This is a genomic window from Streptomyces fagopyri (assembly GCF_009498275.1).
Classification (GTDB): domain Bacteria; phylum Actinomycetota; class Actinomycetes; order Streptomycetales; family Streptomycetaceae; genus Streptomyces; species Streptomyces fagopyri.
In genome coordinates this window covers 6,745,004-6,760,539 of sequence record NZ_CP045643.1, presented here as the reverse complement: position 1 = coordinate 6,760,539, position 15,536 = coordinate 6,745,004, and the positions used below count along the sequence as shown (strand labels likewise).

The 15,536-nt window shown below is 70.7% G+C and carries 13 protein-coding genes; 2 read left to right on the top strand and 11 right to left on the bottom strand.

Features of this window, described 5'->3' with window-relative positions:
* The first annotated feature begins 4 nt into the window (after window positions 1-4).
* Window positions 5-1,147 carry a mechanosensitive ion channel family protein gene (locus tag GFH48_RS29170; RefSeq protein ID WP_153291086.1) on the top strand — a complete coding sequence of 381 codons (1,143 nt, stop codon included), beginning with the start codon at window positions 5-7 and terminating at the stop codon, window positions 1,145-1,147.
* Between the two features lie 43 nt (window positions 1,148-1,190).
* On the opposite strand, the gene GFH48_RS29165 is transcribed toward GFH48_RS29170, so the two are convergent.
* From GFH48_RS29165 to GFH48_RS29145, 5 genes are all read right to left on the bottom strand, one after another.
* Window positions 1,191-2,777 carry a Na+/H+ antiporter gene (locus tag GFH48_RS29165; RefSeq protein ID WP_153291085.1) on the bottom strand — a complete coding sequence of 529 codons (1,587 nt, stop codon included), beginning with the start codon at window positions 2,775-2,777 and terminating at the stop codon, window positions 1,191-1,193.
* A gap of 106 nt (window positions 2,778-2,883) precedes the next feature.
* Window positions 2,884-3,351: a GNAT family N-acetyltransferase gene (locus GFH48_RS29160; protein WP_153291084.1), complete on the bottom strand. Its 468-nt coding sequence runs from the start codon at window positions 3,349-3,351 to the stop codon at window positions 2,884-2,886.
* Window positions 3,348-4,292, bottom strand: coding sequence for an RluA family pseudouridine synthase (locus GFH48_RS29155; RefSeq protein ID WP_153291083.1), 945 nt, complete (start codon window positions 4,290-4,292; stop codon window positions 3,348-3,350). The genes GFH48_RS29160 and GFH48_RS29155 overlap by 4 nt, the downstream gene beginning before the upstream one ends.
* A gap of 135 nt (window positions 4,293-4,427) precedes the next feature.
* Complete coding sequence (lspA, locus tag GFH48_RS29150) at window positions 4,428-5,087, bottom strand: signal peptidase II (protein WP_153291082.1); 660 nt, start codon at window positions 5,085-5,087, stop codon at window positions 4,428-4,430.
* A gap of 95 nt (window positions 5,088-5,182) precedes the next feature.
* On the bottom strand, window positions 5,183-6,100 hold the full coding sequence (locus GFH48_RS29145; protein WP_153291081.1) for a TraR/DksA C4-type zinc finger protein: 918 nt from the start codon (window positions 6,098-6,100) through the stop codon (window positions 5,183-5,185).
* Window positions 6,101-6,730: 630 nt separating this feature from the next.
* On the opposite strand from GFH48_RS29145, the gene ileS reads away from it, so the two are divergent.
* Window positions 6,731-9,868, top strand: coding sequence for an isoleucine--tRNA ligase (ileS, locus tag GFH48_RS29140; protein WP_153291080.1), 3,138 nt, complete (start codon window positions 6,731-6,733; stop codon window positions 9,866-9,868).
* Between the two features lie 366 nt (window positions 9,869-10,234).
* Here the strand turns inward: ileS and GFH48_RS29135 are convergent, their stop codons facing one another.
* From GFH48_RS29135 to ftsZ, 6 genes are all read right to left on the bottom strand, one after another.
* Window positions 10,235-11,545, bottom strand: coding sequence for a DivIVA domain-containing protein (locus GFH48_RS29135; RefSeq protein ID WP_153291079.1), 1,311 nt, complete (start codon window positions 11,543-11,545; stop codon window positions 10,235-10,237).
* A 46-nt stretch (window positions 11,546-11,591) separates the two neighbouring features.
* Window positions 11,592-11,876: a YggT family protein gene (locus GFH48_RS29130; protein WP_028803186.1), complete on the bottom strand. Its 285-nt coding sequence runs from the start codon at window positions 11,874-11,876 to the stop codon at window positions 11,592-11,594.
* Between the two features lie 51 nt (window positions 11,877-11,927).
* On the bottom strand, window positions 11,928-12,569 hold the full coding sequence (locus GFH48_RS29125) for a cell division protein SepF (protein ID WP_153291078.1): 642 nt from the start codon (window positions 12,567-12,569) through the stop codon (window positions 11,928-11,930).
* 129 nt (window positions 12,570-12,698) lie between these two features.
* Window positions 12,699-13,418 (bottom strand): YggS family pyridoxal phosphate-dependent enzyme, encoded by a 720-nt coding sequence (locus GFH48_RS29120; protein ID WP_153291077.1) that lies wholly within the window; start codon window positions 13,416-13,418, stop codon window positions 12,699-12,701.
* 6 nt (window positions 13,419-13,424) lie between these two features.
* A complete protein-coding gene (gene pgeF / locus GFH48_RS29115; RefSeq protein WP_153291076.1) occupies window positions 13,425-14,162 on the bottom strand; it encodes a peptidoglycan editing factor PgeF in 738 nt (245 codons plus the stop codon).
* Window positions 14,159-15,352, bottom strand: coding sequence for a cell division protein FtsZ (ftsZ, locus tag GFH48_RS29110; protein ID WP_153291075.1), 1,194 nt, complete (start codon window positions 15,350-15,352; stop codon window positions 14,159-14,161). Before ftsZ ends, pgeF begins: the two co-directional genes overlap by 4 nt.
* Window positions 15,353-15,536 lie beyond the last annotated feature (184 nt).

Below are 15,536 nucleotides of genomic sequence, written 5' to 3'. Positions count from 1 at the left end.
AGGCATGGAGAACGTACTGCGCCCGGTGATCGTCGTCGGCGGCTCGGTCGTGCTCGCACTGCTCATCGGGTGGTCCGTGGACCGCCTGTTGCGCCGGGTGGACGACCGTCACAGCGAGACCTCCCTGTGGGGTCTGCTCCGTCGCGGCCGCATCCCCTTCCAGCTGGTCCTGTTCGCGGCCTTGCTCAGAGGCTCCTACGACGAGGCGAAGCTGCTGGTCGAGCACCGGATCGGCATCGGCCGGACCCTGACCCTGATCCTGATCGGCGCCGCCGCCTGGCTGGTGGTGAGCATCGCGACGGCGGTCGTCGACACCTCGTACTCCCGCTACGCGAACACGCACCGCGATCCGGCGCGGGTGCGCCGGGTGCGCACGCAGGTCGCGCTGATCCAGCGGGTGGTCACCGCGGTCGTCGGCGTCGTCGCGATCGCCGCGATGCTGCTCACCTTCCCGGCGATGCGCGCGGCCGGCGCCTCACTGCTCGCCTCGGCCGGCATCCTCGGCATCGTCGCCGGTGTCGCCGCCCAGTCCACGCTCGCGAACCTCTTCGCCGGACTGCAGATCGCCTTCGGCGACATGGTGCGTCTCGGTGACACGGTCGTGGTGGACGGCGAGTGGGGCACGGTCGAGGAGATCACCCTGACCTTCCTGACGGTCCGGACCTGGGACGAGCGCCGGATCACCATGCCGGTCTCGTACTTCACCTCGAAGCCCTTCGAGAACTGGTCGCGCGGCACCCCCCAGATGACCGGCACCGTCTTCTTCCACCTCGACCACAGCGCGCCGGTGGAGGCCATGCGGGAGGAGCTGCGGGACATCCTGCGGGAGTGCCCGGCCTGGGACGGCCGTGACTACGGCCTGGCGGTCACGGACTCGACGCCGAACACCATCCAGGTCCGCGCCCTGGTCACCGCCAAGGACGCGGACGACATCTGGACGGTACGGGTCACCGTGCGCGAGCGGATGATCCGGTGGCTGACCGAGCAGCACCCCCATGCCCTCCCCCGCGTCAACACAGCGGAAGCGGTACTGCCGCCCGGGCAGCTCCCCGGCCCGGCCCACACCGAACCCGACGGCGCGGCGACCACCCGCCACAACCACGCCCACTCCCCCGGCCCCCCGCGCACCGGACCGGGCCGCGGCTGACCCGACCGATCACCGACCGGACCACCCGCCACCCAACCTCCCGTCAGCGCAGGCTGCGCACGTCCAGATGCCGCAGCACCCGGTCCACGATCTCCGGGTCGGCCCCCGGCTCACTGCGCGCGGACAGCACCTCGTGCCGGGCCGCGCTCATCATCTCCGCCTGGATCCGCCGGATCCGCTTGATCCGTCGTGCCCGCTGCTCGTACGCCTCGCGCCGCTCCTCGTCTCCCAGGTCCGGACTGATCCGCGTCCCGATGTCGAAGGCGCGCCGCAGCAACTGTTCGGACACCTCCTCCGGCAGCTCCTCGACCTCCTCGATCTCCTTCAGTCTCCGCTTGGCGGCCTTGGCGGCCCGGATCGCCAGCTCCTTCTCGAAGGCCTTCTCCACGTCCGCGTCGGCCCGCACCCCGAGCCGTCTGACGAGCCACGGCAGCGTGAGTCCCTGCAGCACGAGCGTCGCCATGATCACGCCGAACGCGATGAACACGATCTCGTCCCGGTCGGGGAACGGCGACCCGTCGTCCATCTTCAGCGGAACCGCCAGCGCGAGGGCCACGGAGGCGACCCCCCGCATCCCCGACCACCACATCACGACGGTCTCCCGCCACGACGTGGGGATCTCCTCGTCGTAGTCCCGTTTCGCGTGCAGCCGTTTCGTCAGCCACGTCGCCGGCAACAGCCACGCCAGCCGTACGAGCACGACGACCGCGACGACCGCGGCCGCCCACCCGAGCATCTCCCCCCACCGTCCGGCCGCCGTCCGGATCGCGTTGTGCAGCTCCAGCCCGATCAGTCCGAACGCGACCCCGGTGACGAGCGTGTCCACCACGTCCCAGAACGTGTGCCCGGCGAGCCGTGTCATGACGTCGTCGGCGTCGGTCGCGTACTCCGCGAGGAACAGCGCGGTGGTGAGCACGGCGAGCACACCGGAGCCGTGCAGCTCCTCCGCCAGTACGTACGCGGCGTAGGGCACCAGCAGCGTCAGCCCGACCTGAAGCGTGGCGTCACCGAGCAGGTCCATCAGCTTGTTCGCGGCCCACCCCAGGCCCAACCCCACGGCGACCGCGACGACGGCGGACAGCACCAGGTCGAGCCCGGCCCGCCACGGCGAGAACGACCCGCTCACGACGGCGGCGATCGCGACGTGGTAGAGCACGATGGCCGTCACGTCGTTGAAGAGCCCCTCGCCCTCCAGGATCGACACCAGCCGGCGGGGCAGCCCGAGCTGTCCCGCCACGGCGGTCGCGGCGACCGGGTCGGGCGGTGCCACGAGCGCGCCCAGCGCCACGGCGGCGGCGAGCGGCAGCCCCGGCACGATCGTGTTGGCGACGACCGCCACCGCCGCGGTGGTGAGGAACACCAGCGCCACGGCCAGCGTGAAGATCGGCCGCTTGTTGGCGGTGAACTGTCGCCAGGACGTCCGCCGCACCGACGCGTACAGCAGCGGCGGCAACAGCAGGGGCAGGATCAGGTCCGGCCGGATGTCCACGTCGGGCACGAAGTCCAGCACGGCCAGCGCGATCCCGAGGAGCGTCATCAGCACCGGTGCCGGCAGCCCGAAGCGGTCCCCCACCGGGACGCTCACCACGGCCCCGAGCAACAGCATGAACAACAGGGCCAACTGGTCCACGGTCAGCGCTCCCGCGAGGTCTAGGCGATCAAGGAGGGGCCGGCCCCCAAGCCTGCCACGGCGCCACGGCAATGCCCTCCCGCCGGGCCCCCGCCCGGCGTACCTCTCACAAGGTCTTGCGCATCGCCCGGTGGTCGATCCCCGCGTCGAGGAACTCCTCGCCGTACGCCACGTATCCGAGCCGCTCGTAGAAGCCCAGCGCGTGGGTCTGCGCGTGCAGATCGACCGACGTGAGTCCCCGCGCGCGAGCCGCGTCCTCGATGGCGCCGACGAGGGCGACCCCCACGCCGAGCCCGCGCGCCTCCTTCTTCACGGCGAGCCGTCCCAGCGAGCCGGCCCGCGGGTCGCCGCCGGTCTTCGCGGCGGCGGCCTCGCCGTGCAGGAGCCGCCCGGTGCCCAGCGGAGTCCCGTCGTCACGGACGGCCAGCACATGCAGGGCGCCGGAGTCGTAGGCGTCGTACTCGATGTCCTCGTCCACACCCTGTTCACCGACGAAGACCTCCTTGCGCACCGCGAAGCACGCCTCACGGTCGGCGGTGTCCTCGGCCACCCGCAGCGTGTACGGGACGGTCATGCGTTGCTCTCCTCACGCACCCTGCCGAGGGCCTTCTCCAGGTCCTCGGGATAGTCGCTCCCGAACTCCACCCACTGGCCGTCCCCCGGGTGCTCGAAGCCGAGCCGGACCGCGTGCAGCCACTGCCGGGTGAGACCGAGACGCTTGGCGAGCGTGGGGTCGGCGCCGTAGGTCAGGTCTCCGACGCACGGGTGGCGGTGGGCCGACATGTGGACGCGGATCTGGTGGGTGCGCCCGGTCTCCAGCTTGATGTCGAGCAGGGAGGCCGCGCGGAACGCCTCGATCAGGTCGTAGTGCGTCACGGAGGGCTTGCCCTCGGCCGTGACCGCCCACTTGTAGTCGTGGTTCGGGTGCCGTCCGATGGGCGCGTCGATGGTGCCGCTCATGGGGTCGGGATGGCCCTGGACCAGCGCGTGGTAGCGCTTGTCGACCGTGCGCTCCTTGAACTGCCGCTTGAGCGACGTGTACGCGCGTTCGGACTTGGCGACGACCATCAGCCCGGAGGTGCCGACGTCCAGCCGGTGCACGATGCCCTGGCGCTCGGCGGCGCCCGAGGTCGAGATCCGGTACCCGGCCGCCGCGAGGCCGCCGATCACGGTCGTGCCCGTCCAGCCGGGGCTCGGGTGGGCGGCCACGCCGACCGGCTTGACGATCACGACGATGTCGTCGTCGTCGTGCACGATCTCCATGCCCTCGACGGGCTCGGCGACGATCTGGACGGGGGCGGGAGCCTGCGGCATCTCCACCTCCAGCCACGCACCGCCGTGCAGCCGCTCCGACTTGCCGACCACCGAGCCGTCGACCGTGACCTTCCCCGCCGCGGCGAGCTCGGCGGCCTTCGTGCGGGAGAAGCCGAACATCCGGGAGATGACGGCGTCGACGCGCTCGCCCTCCAGGCCGTCGGGCACGGGCAGGGTACGGATCTCGGGAATCGTGCTCACCCGTCGAGTATGCAGGACCGGCCGGACACCCCAGGACCAGAGCCCGAACGCCAGTGCCCATGACTGGGCGCCGGAGGCCGGCCCGCGCCGGTCCTCGCCCGTGCTCGGGCCCTCACAAACTCCCCGCGGGCCCCGTCAGTCCTTGTGGACGGTGCCGTCCGGGTCCAGCCCGCGGAAGGACAGCAGCACGATGAGGATGCCGCCGCACACGATCGCCGAGTCGGCCAGGTTGAAGACGGCGAAGTGCTTCGGCGCGATGAAGTCGACGACCGCGCCCTCGAAGATGCCGGGTGAGCGGAAGATCCGGTCGGTGAGGTTGCCCAGCGCGCCGCCCAGCAGCAGCCCGAGCGCGATCGCCCAGGGCAGGCTGTAGAGCTTGCGCGCGAGCCGGGCGATCACGATGATCACCGCGGCGGCGATCATCGTGAAGATGACCGTGAACGCCTCGCCGAAGCCGAAGGCGGCGCCCGCGTTGCGGATGGCCTCGAACTGAAGCCAGTCCCCGACGATCTCGATCGGGGCGTGGTGCTCCAGCTTGGCGACCACGAGCAGCTTGCTGCCGAGGTCGAGGGCGTACGCCAGTACGGCGACCGTGAACAGGACCGCGATCCTGCGCCTGCCCCTCGGCGGCCCGGCCGGGGACGCCGTACCGTCCGCCCCGGACCGCTCGGCCGGGGACGGCTCGCCGGGGCCGGAGCGGTCGCCCGGCGTCGTGTTCCCGTCGGACTGCTCCGGCCCGGACCCCGCCGCTCCTGGGGAATCCGGCGTACCGATGATGCGCTCCGCCTCTGCCACGTGAGTGAGTCCCTCGACCTAGGTGCCTGACTGAGGACGAGGGTACGTCACACCTCCCCGCATTCACGTGCGCGGGAGCCCTCCCACGCCGTTCACTACCGGCGTTCCTGCTTCTGCTTGCATTCGACGCACAGGGTGGCGCGCGGGAAGGCCTGCATCCGGGCCTTGCCGATGGGGTCGCCACAGTTCTCGCAGAGCCCGTACGTGCCCGCGTCGAGCTTCTCCAGGGCGCGCTCGGTCTGGACGAGCATCTCGCGCGCGTTGGCCGCCAGCGCCATCTCCGACTCGCGGGTGATGTTCTTCGTGCCGGTGTCCGCCTGGTCGTCGCCCGCGCCGTCCCCGGAGTCGCGCATCAGGCCCGCGAGCGACTCCTCCGACGACGTGATCTCGGTGCTCAGCCGCAGCGCCTCGGACTGCAGCTCCGCGCGCGCGTCCGCCACCTCCTGCGGGGTCCAGGGGTCCTCACCCGGGCGCACCGCGAGTTCGCCGGGCTCCACCGCGGAGATCCGCGCCTTGGGGAGCGCGGTGGGCTTCCCGGCCGCCGTGGCCGTGCCAGGGGTCTTCTTCGCAACCACCGTCGGAGCTCCCGTCGTCTTCGCGGCCGAAGCCGCGTCCTCGGCCGCGGAAGCGGCCGTCTTCTTCGCCCTGCTCGTGCTCTTCCTCGCCGTGCCCGTGCCCTGCCTCGCCGCACCGGTGGCCTTCTTGGCCGTACCGGAACTCTTCCCGGCCGTGCTCCCGGCAGCCCTCTTCGGGGCCCCGCCCTTCGCGGTGGCGCCCGCCCGCGGTGCCGGTTCCTCCAAAACGGACTTCTCGGCCACCGTCCTCTTGGTGGCCGTCTTCTCGGCGACGGTCTTCCTGGCGGCTGTCCCGGCGGCCCTGCTCACCGGCGCCGTACCGCTGCCGTGCTCCGCCGGTGCTCCCTGTGCGCTCTTCCTGTCACCCACGTCCTTGGCCGCCGGACCCGTGGATCTTCCGGACGCCGACTGCTGTACGGCGGTCTTTTTCGCCACCATGGCCGCGGCCCCTTCACATGTGGTGATCTTGCGCGCAAATCGCTCTGGGACGATAAATCGACTTCCGGCCCGCGGCAACGGGGCACGCCTGTTTCCCGGCCGCCCCGAAGGTCGCGCCTGACGAGCCTGCATGCGTTGTGCCCAGCTCCCCGCCGGGTAATCCGCCGGGCACGGCGTCCCGGAACACGGACTCCGGCGCCTCCCCATTCGGGTCAGCTCGCCCGCCTCCGGGAGACCCCGGCCGGCACCGGCCGCGGACTCGGGAAAACCGGTCGGCCGCCGTGCGCCCGGCGCCGTACACTGGCCGCAGCGAGAAGCGTGGATGGGGACGAGTAGCGGCGTACGCGGCCAGGAGCGACCCGGGGACGGTGGAAGCCCGGGGGCGAGCGCGACGCGAAGATCACCCCGGAGCCGCCGGAAGAAAGCCGCAGCCGACAGGCGGCGGCCGGTAGACCCGGCATCGCGACCCCAATGAGGGGGCTCACCGGCGCACAGGACGTGCCGGGGAGCCAAGGAGGGTGGTACCGCGGGAGCGCGCCGCACACGGCGTCCGCAGCAGCTACTGGGCAGCGGCACAGGCTCTCGTCCCTCCGGACGGAAGGCAGAAAGTCCGCCGGAGGAAGCTCGCTGATGACAACGCCGACGTACCGCCAGGTGCCCGCCCAGGTCGACCTGCCCGCCCTCGAGCACGCCGTGCTCGATTTCTGGCGCGAGCAGAAGATCTTCGCCAAGAGCCTCGAGCAGTCCGAGGGACGCCCTGAATGGGTGTTCTACGAGGGTCCGCCCACCGCGAACGGCATGCCGGGAGCGCACCACATCGAGGCGCGCGTCTTCAAGGACGTCTTCCCGCGCTTCCGCACCATGCGCGGCTACCACGTGGCCCGCAAGGCCGGCTGGGACTGCCACGGCCTGCCGGTGGAGCTCGCCGTGGAGAAGGAGCTCGGCTTCACGGGCAAGCAGGACATCGAGGCGTACGGCATCGCCGAGTTCAACGCCAGGTGCCGCGAGTCCGTGACCCGTCACACCGACGCCTTCACCGACCTCACGAACCGCATGGGCTACTGGGTCGACCTGGATGACGCGTACCGCACGATGGACCCCGAGTACGTGGAGTCCGTGTGGTGGTCGCTGAAGGAGATCTTCAACAAGGGCCTGCTGGTCCAGGACTACCGCGTCGCGCCGTGGTGCCCCCGTGACGAGACGGGCCTGTCGGACCACGAACTGGCGCAGGGCTACGAGACGATCGTCGACCCCTCCGTCTACGTCCGTTTCCCGCTCACCTCCGGTCCGCTGGCCGGCGAGGCCGCGCTCCTGGTGTGGACGACGACCCCCTGGACGCTGGTCTCCAACACCGCGGTCGCCGTGCACCCGACCGTCACCTACGTGGTCGCCACGAACGGCGAGGAGAAGCTCGTCGTCGCCGAGCCGCTCGTCGGGAAGGCGCTCGGCGAGGGCTGGGAGACCACCGGTGAGACGTTCACCGGGGCCGAGATGGAGCGCTGGACGTACCAGCGTCCCTTCGAGCTGGTGGAGTTCCCCGAGCCCGCCCACTACGTCGTGAACGCGGAGTACGTGACGACCGAGGACGGTACGGGCCTGGTCCACCAGTCCCCCGCCTTCGGTGAGGACGACCTCAAGGTCTGCCGCGCGTACGGACTGCCGGTGGTGAACCCCGTCCGCCGGAACGGCACCTTCGAGGAGGACCTTCCGCTCGTCGGCGGTGTCTTCTTCAAGAAGGCGGACGAAAAGCTCACCGAGGACCTCCAGGACCGCGGACTGCTCTTCAAGCACGTCCCCTACGAGCACAGCTACCCGCACTGCTGGCGCTGCCACACCGCGCTCCTGTACTACGCGCAGCCGTCCTGGTACATCCGCACCACCGCCGTCAAGGACCGCCTCCTCCAGGAGAACGAGAAGACCAACTGGTTCCCGGAGTCGGTCAAGCACGGCCGCTTCGGCGACTGGCTGAACAACAACATCGACTGGGCGCTGTCCCGCAGCCGCTACTGGGGCACCCCGCTCCCGCTGTGGCGCTGCGAGAACGACCACCTCACCTGTGTCGGCTCCCGCGCGGAGCTGACCGAGCTGACCGGCACCGACCAGTCCGAGCTGGACCCGCACCGCCCGTACATCGACGCCGTCACGTTCACCTGCCCGCAGTGCGAGGAGACGGCGACCCGCGTCCCCGAGGTCATCGACGCCTGGTACGACTCGGGCTCGATGCCGTTCGCGCAGTGGGGCTACCCGTACAAGAACAAGGAGATCTTCGAGAGCCGCTACCCGGCGCAGTTCATCTCGGAGGCCATCGACCAGACGCGCGGCTGGTTCTACACGATGATGGCGGTCGGCACGCTCGTCTTCGACAAGTCGTCCTACGAGAACGTGGTGTGCCTGGGCCACATCCTCGCCGAGGACGGCCGCAAGATGTCGAAGCACCTGGGCAACATCCTGCAACCGATCCCGCTGATGGACCAGCACGGCGCCGACGCGGTGCGCTGGTTCATGGCGGCCGGCGGCTCCCCCTGGGCGGCCCGCCGTGTCGGCCACGGCACCATCCAGGAGGTCGTCCGCAAGACCCTCCTGACCTACTGGAACACGGTCGCCTTCCAGGCCCTGTACGCCCGCACCTCCGGCTGGGCGCCCAGTGGGGCGGACCCGGCCCCGGCCGACCGCCCGGTCCTCGACCGCTGGCTCCTCTCCGAGCTGCACGCCCTCACCGACCAGGTCACCCAGGCGCTGGAGGCCTACGACACCCAGCGCGCCGGAAAGCTCCTCTCGGCGTTCGTCGACGACCTGTCCAACTGGTACGTACGCCGCTCGCGACGCCGCTTCTGGCAGGGCGACAAGGCCGCGCTGCGCACGCTGCACGAGGTCGTCGAGACCGTGACGCGCCTGATGGCCCCGCTGACCCCGTTCATCACCGAGCGGGTCTGGCAGGACCTGGTCGCGCCGGTCACGCCGGACGCCCCCGAGTCCGTACACCTGTCGTCGTGGCCGGAGCCGGACCTGTCCGCCATCGACCCCGCGCTGTCGCGGCAGATGGTGCTGGTCCGCCGTCTCGTCGAGCTCGGCCGCGCCACCCGCGCGGAGTCGGGCGTCAAGACCCGCCAGCCGCTGTCCCGTGCGCTGATCGCGGCGACCGGCTTCGACTCGCTCGACCCCGAACTGCACGCGCAGATCACGGAGGAGCTGAACGTCAGCGGCCTCGCCTCGCTCTCCGAGGTCGGCGGCTCGCTGGTCGACACCACCGCCAAGGCCAACTTCCGCGCGCTCGGCAAGCGCTTCGGCAAGGGCGTCCAGGCCGTCGCGAAGGCGATCGCCGAGACGGACGCGGCGGCGCTCTCCCTGGCCCTGCGCGAGGGCACGGCCGCGGTGCTGGTCGACGGTGAGACGGTCACCCTGGCTCCCGACGAGGTCATCATCACGGAAACCCCGCGCGAGGGCTGGTCGGTTGCCTCCGACTCCGGCGCCACGGTCGCCCTCGACCTGGAGATCACCGAGGAACTGCGGCAGGCGGGCCTCGCCCGCGACGCGATCCGCCTCATCCAGGAGGCCCGCAAGAACAGCGGCCTCGACGTGGCCGACCGGATCGCGCTGCGCTGGACGTCCACCGACCCGGCCGTCATCGCGGCGCTGTCCGAGCACTCCGACCTCATCGCCGACGAGGTCCTCGCCACGGACTTCGCCCAGGGTCAGGCCGAGGACACCTACGGCGCCCCGTTCACCGACGAGTCCCTGTCGCTGACCTTCCGCCTGCACAAGGCGTAGCACGGAGGGAACGGCCCCCGCGAAGGCCCCGGCCCGCCCAGGAACCTGGGCGGGCCGGGGCCTTCGGCGTTGCGGGCCCGGGAACAGCCGTGCCACGTACGGCCGTGCCACCCCCACGGCGCCCCGCGTGCGACTCTCGGCACCCGGGTGAGCCAGGCGCACACGCACCACGTGACGACCGGCCACCCGCCGGCGAACCGGGTCCACGGGGCGAGCCACCGGTGAACGAGGTGCCGCCCGCGGTCGAGCCGCGTGCGACCACGCCCTCCTGCGGCGGGCCGCGGCAGCACAAAAGGGCGGGGCCCCCGGAAGATCCGGGGGCCCCGCCCTGAACGCCGGCCGACGCCTAAGGCGTACGGGAGGCCGTCAGTTGTCGTCCTCGTCGATGAGGAACCCGCGCATCGGCGAGGGCGCCTGCTGCATCGGCGACGGGCCCTGGGGCCGCACCGGAGCCATCGGCTGGGTCATCGCCGGAGACATCTGCTGCTGCCCGCCGTAGGAGGGCGCGGCCGGTGCCGGGGCACCACCCATGCCCTGGCCACCGCCGTACGACGGCGCGCTCGCGCCGGCCGGAGCCATCGAGGGCGCCGAAGGCGAAGGCAGCGACGGAGCGGCCGGGGAACGCGGCGGGGCGAGCGAGTCGTCCGCCTGCGTCTCCAGCTGGCGCAGCTGCGACTCCAGGTAGGACTTCAGACGCGTGCGGTACTCGCGCTCGAAGCCGCGCAGGTCCTCGACCTTGCGCTCCAGCGTGGCGCGGGCGGACTCCAGGGAGCCCATCGCGACGCGGTGCTTCTCCTGCGCGTCCCGCTCCAGCGCGTCGGCCTTGGCACGGGCGTCGCGCTCCAGACCCTCGGCGCGGCTGCGGGCCTCACCGACGATCTTGTTGGCCTCGGAACGGGCCTCGGCGATCGCCTGGTCGGCGGTCTGCTGGGCCAGCGAGAGCACCCGGGCGGCGCTGTCGCCACCGGGACCCTGGCCGGGCTGTCCCATCTGCGGGCCGTGACCGCCCATGGGGCCACCCATGGGTCCGCCCATCGGGCCACCCATCTGCTGCTGCATCTGCTGCTGCATCTGACCGGGCATCTGCTGCTGCATCTGCTGACCGGGACCCTGGCCCATCGGACCCTGACCCATCGGACCCTGACCCATGGGGCCCTGACCCATCGGACCCTGACCCATCGGACCCTGACCCATGGGGCCCTGACCCATGGGGCCCTGACCCATCGGACCCTGACCCATCGGACCCTGACCCATCGGACCCTGACCCATGGGGCCCTGGCCCTGCTGGCCACCCTGGGCGCTGGGGCCCGCGGGCAGCTGCGGCGCACCGCTCGGCAGCTGGGGCGGACCGCCCATGGGGCCACCCATCTGCTGCTGCGGCGGACCCGATATGCCGGCGGGCACCGGAGCGCCGGGACCGCGCATGCCCTGCGGCGGCCCCTGCTGCTGGTCCTGCTGCTCGGGAGGTTTGCGCATGCCCTGCTGCTGCTGGTTCTGCGCGGCCGCGCGCGTGGCCGCGGCCAGCTTGGCGCGCAGGTCCTCGTTCTCGCGGAGCAGGCGCGTCAGTTCGGCTTCGACCTCGTCGAGGAAGGCATCGACCTCGTCCTCGTCATAGCCTTCTCGGAGGCGGACGGTCGTGAACTGCTTGTTCCGCACGTCCTCGGGGGTCAACGGCATCTCTTCACCTCAACGTAGTCGTCGGCATTCGGCAAGACCGTATCGTTCACAGCCGGCTCACGACGGAGATCAGGATGTAGACGATGATCATCAGTACGAAGAAGGACAGGTCGAGCGCCACGCCCCCGAGACGCAGCGGCGGAATGAACCGCCGCAGAAGCTTGAGCGGTGGATCGGTGACAGTGTAAGTGGCCTCGAGAACGACCACCATCGCCTTGCCTGGTTGCCATGAGCGGGCGAACTGGAAGACGTAGTCCATGACCAACCGGAAGATCAGCACGATGAGGAAACACATCAGCGCGATGTAGAGAACCTGCCCAACCACGCTCATGATCCGTGCTTCCCTCTCCCCTGTTTCCCTGCGTTGTTCCGGTCCAGCGTCTCAGCTCTGGTTGAAGAACCCGCCCTCTGCGATGCGGGCCTTGTCCTCCGCCGTGACATCGACGTTAGCAGGCGACAACAGGAACACCTTCTGCGTCACCCGCTCGATGCTGCCGTGGAGACCAAAGACCAAACCGGCCGCAAAGTCGACAAGTCGCTTCGCGTCCGTGTCATCCATCTCGGTCAGATTCATGATCACCGGGGTGCCCTCACGGAAGTGTTCCCCGATAGTACGGGCCTCGTTGTACGTCCGCGGGTGGAGCGTGGTGATCCGGTACGGCTCTCGTTCCGACACGACCTTGGGCATGATCACCGGTGCGTTCTTCTCCAGGCTCGCGCGTTCTTGTGTGATGGATGCCACGGGCGCGATGCGCGCCGGACGGCCTGATTCCGCAGAGAGCGAAGCGGAATGCGGCACCGGGTCGCGCTGCGCGGGAGGCTGCACCACTCGTACCGATTCGTCCCGTTGGGACTGGTGCGCCTGATGTGACTGGTGCGGCGGCTCGTGCCGCCGGCGGTCCCGCTCGGGCTCCGGATCAAGCTCGGGCTCGAACTCGTCGTCGGGGTCGAATCCCCTGCCGTCGTACCCATCGTCCTCCACGAGGCCGAGGTAGACCGCCATCTTGCGCATCGCGCCGGCCATGCTCTGAGTCCTCCGCTCTGTGGTGGATCGGCTGACGAATAGCCAAGTGCCCGCGATCCACGAGGTCGTTATGCCCGCCTGTGGCGGTAATGACCATATTTTCTGCTGTGGTCCGACTTCTTGGCGACGTTACCCGAGCCCGGGTCGGACTCCGAGTACCGCCGTACCGACGCGCACATGTGTCGCTCCGGCCGTCACGGCCTGCTCGAGGTCCGCACTCATCCCTGCGGACACCATGTTCGCAGCCGGATGCGTGCGGCGCATAGCAGTCGACAAATCCATCAGTCGCGCGAACGCGTCCTGCGGACGCCCCGCGTACGGCCCGGTGAGGGGCGCGACGGTCATCAGGCCGTCGAGCCGGAGCCCCGGAGCCCGCTCGACGAGCCCGGCCAACTCCTCGACCCCGCCCACTCCCACGCCGCCCCGCTCGCCCCGGCCGCTCTCCTCCGCGTCCAGCGCGACCTGGAGGAGACACCCCACCTCGCGCTCCACCCGCACCGCCTCCTTCGACAGGGCCGTGACGAGCCGGGACCGGTCGACGGACTGCACCACATCCGCGTAACTGACCACCGAACGCACCTTGTTGGTCTGCAACTGACCCACGAAGTGCCAGGAGAGCGGCAGATCCGAGCACGCGGCGGCCTTGGGGGCCGCGTCCTGGTCCCGGTTCTCGGCGACGTGGCGCACGCCGAGCTCCGCCAGGATCCGCACGTCGCTCGCGGGGTAGGTCTTGGTGACCACGATCAGGGTCACCTCTTCACGCTTGCGCCCGGCGGCCGTGCACGCCGCCGCGATGCGCTCTTCCACTTTCGCCAGGTTTGCGGCGAGTTGAGCCTTACGGTCCGTCATGCCCCATCAGTCCAGCCAGACATAGCCCGCGAGCCGCCCGGTGATGCGGTCCCGTCGGTACGAGAAGTGGTCCTTCGACTCCAGCGTGCACGCCGGCGACTGCTGCCGGTCGCGTACCCCGAGCCGTTCCAGTTGCGCGTGCACCCCGGCGGTCACATCGACCGCGGGTGTGCCCCAACTGGTCTCGGCGTACGCCGCCGGTTCGACGGCGGCGACTTCGGCGCGCATCCCGTCCGGCACCTCGTAGCACCGTCCGCAGACCGCGGGTCCGGTGCGGGCGACGATCCTCGCGGGTTCGGCGCCGAGTTCCACCATGGCCCGTACGGCGGCGGGGACGACCCCCGCGACCATGCCGGGGCGTCCCGCGTGCGCGGCGGCCGCGATCCCGGCGACGGGATCGGCGAGCAGGACCGGTGTGCAGTCGGCCGTGAGGACGGCCAGCGCGAGCCCCCGGCGCGCGGTGACGATCGCGTCGACGGACGGGATCTCCGAGGAGCCCCACGGGGCGTCGACGACCGCCACGTCCGGCCCGTGCACCTGGTTCATCCAGACGACCCGGGCCGGGTCCAGGCCGAGGGACCCGGCGGCCAGTTCACGATTGGTCCGTACGGCGGCGGGGTCGTCGCCGACCGCTCCGCCGAGGTTGAGCTCCTCGTACGGAACGGCGCTCACCCCGCCCCACCGGTCGGTGAAGGCGAAGTGCGCGCCGCTCACGGTGCCCGTCTCGGAGCGCTGTCCTATCACTTGAGGAAGTCCGGCACGTCCAGCTCTTCGGCCGCGCTGTCCGAGTAGGTGCGGGACGGCGGGACCGGCGGGGACACCTGGATCTCGGGGACCGGCTCCGGAGCGGGCTCCGGCGCCTCCTTCGGCGTGACGCTGCCGAGCGAGCCGAAGGACGGACGGCTCTCGGCGGCCCGCACCGGCGCGGGCTCCTCGCGCTGCTTGGCCGCGGTGGAGCCGAGGACGTTGTCCCGCTTGGCCGGCGGCTGGCCGCCGTCGAAGCCGGCGGCGATGACGGTGACCCGGACCTCGTCGCCGAGCGCGTCGTCGATGACGGCGCCGAAGATGATGTTGGCCTCGGGGTGCGCGGCCTCGCTGACCAGCTGGGCGGCTTCGTTGATCTCGAACAGGCCGAGGTCGGAGCCACCGGAGATGGAGAGCAGGACGCCGCGGGCGCCGTCGATGGAGGCCTCCAGGAGCGGCGAGGAGATCGCCATCTCCGCGGCCGCCACGGCACGGTCGTCGCCGCGGGCCGAACCGATGCCCATCAGCGCGGAACCCGCCTCGGACATCACGGACTTGACGTCGGCGAAGTCGAGGTTGATCAGACCGGGCGTCGTGATGAGGTCGGTGATGCCCTGGACGCCGGAGAGCAGGACCTGGTCCGCCGACTTGAACGCGTCGAGGACCGAGACCTGGCGGTCCGAGATGGACAGCAGCCGGTCGTTCGGGATGACGATGAGGGTGTCGACCTCTTCGCGGAGTTCGGCGATGCCGTCCTCCGCCTGGTTGGCGCGGCGCCGTCCCTCGAAGGTGAACGGACGGGTGACCACGCCGATGGTCAGGGCGCCCAGCGAACGGGCGATGTTGGCCACGACGGGGGCGCCGCCGGTGCCGGTGCCGCCGCCTTCGCCTGCCGTCACGAAGACCATGTCGGCCCCCTTGAGGACCTCCTCGATCTCCTCGCGGTGATCCTCGGCCGCCTTCCGGCCGACGGCCGGGTTGGCTCCGGCGCCGAGTCCGCGGGTGAGTTCGCGGCCGACGTCGAGTTTGACGTCGGCGTCGCTCATCAACAGAGCTTGCGCGTCCGTGTTGATGGCGATGAACTCGACGCCCTTGAGACCGACCTCGATCATCCGGTTGATGGCATTGACACCACCGCCGCCGACACCGATGACTTTGATGACTGCGAGGTAGTTCTGCGGTGCTGCCACGTCGAAGGCCTCTCGCCTCGAGTTACGTGTCGTCGCCTCGCACGCTCGCGATCCGACGACTGATGCCGAATGGGACGGTCCGAACGCCGACCCGAACCCTAACGCTGAAGTTTAGGGTTACCAGTGTGTCTGTTCCTTGGACTCTTCCGAACAGGACACTAAGTCGACAAGTGGCGCACGTTCA

Bases quoted from the DNA above. Each gene is read 5' to 3' on its own strand.
- GFH48_RS29170 (WP_153291086.1), top strand. From the start codon at position 5: ATGGAGAACGTACTGCGCCCGGTGATCGTCGTCGGCGGCTCGGTCGTG.
- GFH48_RS29145 (WP_153291081.1), bottom strand. From the start codon at position 6,100: ATGGTGGCGAAAAAGACCGCCGTACAGCAGTCGGCGTCCGGAAGATCC.
- ileS (WP_153291080.1), top strand. From the start codon at position 6,731: ATGACAACGCCGACGTACCGCCAGGTGCCCGCCCAGGTCGACCTGCCC.
- GFH48_RS29120 (WP_153291077.1), bottom strand. From the start codon at position 13,418: ATGACGGACCGTAAGGCTCAACTCGCCGCAAACCTGGCGAAAGTGGAA.
- GFH48_RS29135 (WP_153291079.1), bottom strand. From the start codon at position 11,545: ATGCCGTTGACCCCCGAGGACGTGCGGAACAAGCAGTTCACGACCGTC.
- GFH48_RS29160 (WP_153291084.1), bottom strand. From the start codon at position 3,351: ATGACCGTCCCGTACACGCTGCGGGTGGCCGAGGACACCGCCGACCGT.
- GFH48_RS29130 (WP_028803186.1), bottom strand. From the start codon at position 11,876: ATGAGCGTGGTTGGGCAGGTTCTCTACATCGCGCTGATGTGTTTCCTC.
- GFH48_RS29125 (WP_153291078.1), bottom strand. From the start codon at position 12,569: ATGGCCGGCGCGATGCGCAAGATGGCGGTCTACCTCGGCCTCGTGGAG.